The sequence below is a fragment of the Alcanivorax sp. HI0083 genome (assembly GCF_001635175.1).
Genome location: NZ_LWFX01001125.1, coordinates 1 through 1,928, shown reverse-complemented (window position 1 = coordinate 1,928; position 1,928 = coordinate 1). Strand labels below are relative to the sequence as shown.

Below are 1,928 nucleotides of genomic sequence, written 5' to 3'. Positions count from 1 at the left end.
CTTTCACGGTTTCAGGGATGGAAAAATCCTGCTCGGTAAGCGGCGCGGCCAAGGTCAAGGTAACAAATTCCACCCGCTCCAGCGCCACACCACTGCCATCAACCACTTCCGATTTAAGCAGCAGATTACTCTCATTATCGAGCCACAGGCGGTAGCCGTAGCGATGGGTATCCAGCGGCGCCACACGCATGCGCGTAGCCGCACGACCAGCAACACGGCCATCGCCATCCACCAGAATATTGTACTGTTCGGGCACATCGTGAGCGATACGCTCACCCAGCCCCAGCGGGCCGGCCTGCTTGCGATTAATCCGAGTCAAGGTGCCGTTTGGATGCAGGCACACCACCTCATCACCCCGGCGCAACACCTCTACCAGCCGGCCATCCAGGTGGGTCAACCGCTGGAACTCACGGCCACCAATCACCGCATGGCTCACTTCCATAGTGCTGACTTCAGCACCGAATTGATAAAGGAAACGGCCGGTGTAATTGAGGGAGCGATTGGCCTGCGCCATGGACTGGAGCTGGTCCTGCGCTGGCGAGGGATTCGCCAGCGCCACTTCAGACAGCGCCACCACCGGCGAGCAGAGAGTCAGAGAAAAGGCAAGAGCTCGAAGCATCATCCGTTAGCGGGCCCCGTGACGGGCGTCCATGCTGACCAGCCGGGCAAAGGGCATCATCCCCTGGCCGCTATGGCGCGCAGCGAAATCGCTATGACGCAGCAGCATGTTATTCACACGGGGCTGGGAGACCGGCACCGCAGTAGCAGGGGTCGCCGTCACATTGCTGGTTTTGAACGCCTGGGACACCAGGGACGTTTCAGCGAATGGACGGTTGATGCGGTTATCCGGCGCCGCAGCGGCCAGAGCCGGTGCTGCTGACCCATTCGCCGCCTGGCTGCCTTCCCAGGTCTGCCAGCCAACCACCGTAGCCGCAGCCACAGACGCGGCTACCGCCAGGCGCGCCATGCCGCCCAGCCATGCAGGGCGGCGAGCAGGCAAGGTTTCTTCTGCCAGCGCAGCAGACAGGCTGGCATTAAAGCCCGCCGGCACCGCCATGGAGGCCTGGCTATGCATAACGTCACTGGCCAACTGCCAGCGAGCCAGCGTTTCCAGCTCGCTATCGTCGATATCACGCATTACCCGACGGGTTTCCAACTCGCTGGTTTCACCGTCAAGGAACGCGGACAGCGTTTCCAAATCCCTGTTCATACTCTCACCCTTTATCGCCGCGCTGTGAGCCCAATAGCGGGCGAACAGCTGTGTCAATTGCTTCCCTGGCCCGGAAAATCCGGGACCGAACTGTGCCCACCGGGCATTCCATGACGACCGCAATGTCCTCGTAGCTGAGGCCCTCGAATTCACGCAGGGTCACGGCCGTCTTCAACTCCTGAGGCAGCTCATTAATCGCTGCATGAATGACCGCCTCCAGTTCCTCTGACAACACGAGGGACTCCGGGGTTCCAATCTCGTGCAGCATTTCTGCACCGGCGTACTGTTCGGCTTCTGCAGCGTCCAGGTCAGAGCCCGGCGGCCGGCGGCCGGCCGACACCAGGTGGTTCTTGGCGGTATTGACCGCGATACGGTAAAGCCAGGTATAAAAGGCGCTGTCTCCACGGAATCGGGGCAGCGCGCGCCAGGCCTTGATAAAGGCTTCCTGAGCAACATCCTGGACCTCGTCCTGGTCACGCACATAACGACTAATCAACGCGAAAAGGCGCTGCTGATACTTTCGCACCAACACCTCAAAGGCACGCTGATCGCCGGTTTTGGCTTTCTTGACCAACTCTTCGTCTGACACCGATCCCCCGGATCTATCGCGAAACGCGTGAAGTAACCATGGCCGCATGACGGCCCACTAAAACGCGCCATTGTAGCAGTTGCCCGGGCGGCGGCTACACCATGGGCACGATTTCGCCACCTTTTCACA

The 1,928-nt window shown here is 60.5% G+C and carries 3 protein-coding genes; all 3 read right to left on the bottom strand.

Annotation, left to right across the window (positions count from 1 at the left end; genetic code table 11):
- Positions 1–622 (bottom strand): sigma-E factor regulatory protein RseB domain-containing protein (locus A3754_RS15695; RefSeq protein ID WP_304439838.1); only part of this gene is annotated, 622 nt, incomplete at its 3' end.
- 3 nt (positions 623–625) lie between these two features.
- On the bottom strand, positions 626–1,210 hold the full coding sequence (locus A3754_RS15690) for a sigma-E factor negative regulatory protein (protein WP_063520458.1): 585 nt from the start codon (positions 1,208–1,210) through the stop codon (positions 626–628).
- A gap of 4 nt (positions 1,211–1,214) precedes the next feature.
- On the bottom strand, positions 1,215–1,799 hold the full coding sequence (rpoE, locus tag A3754_RS15685; RefSeq protein ID WP_063520457.1) for an RNA polymerase sigma factor RpoE: 585 nt from the start codon (positions 1,797–1,799) through the stop codon (positions 1,215–1,217).
- Between the last annotated feature and the right edge of the window lie 129 nt (positions 1,800–1,928).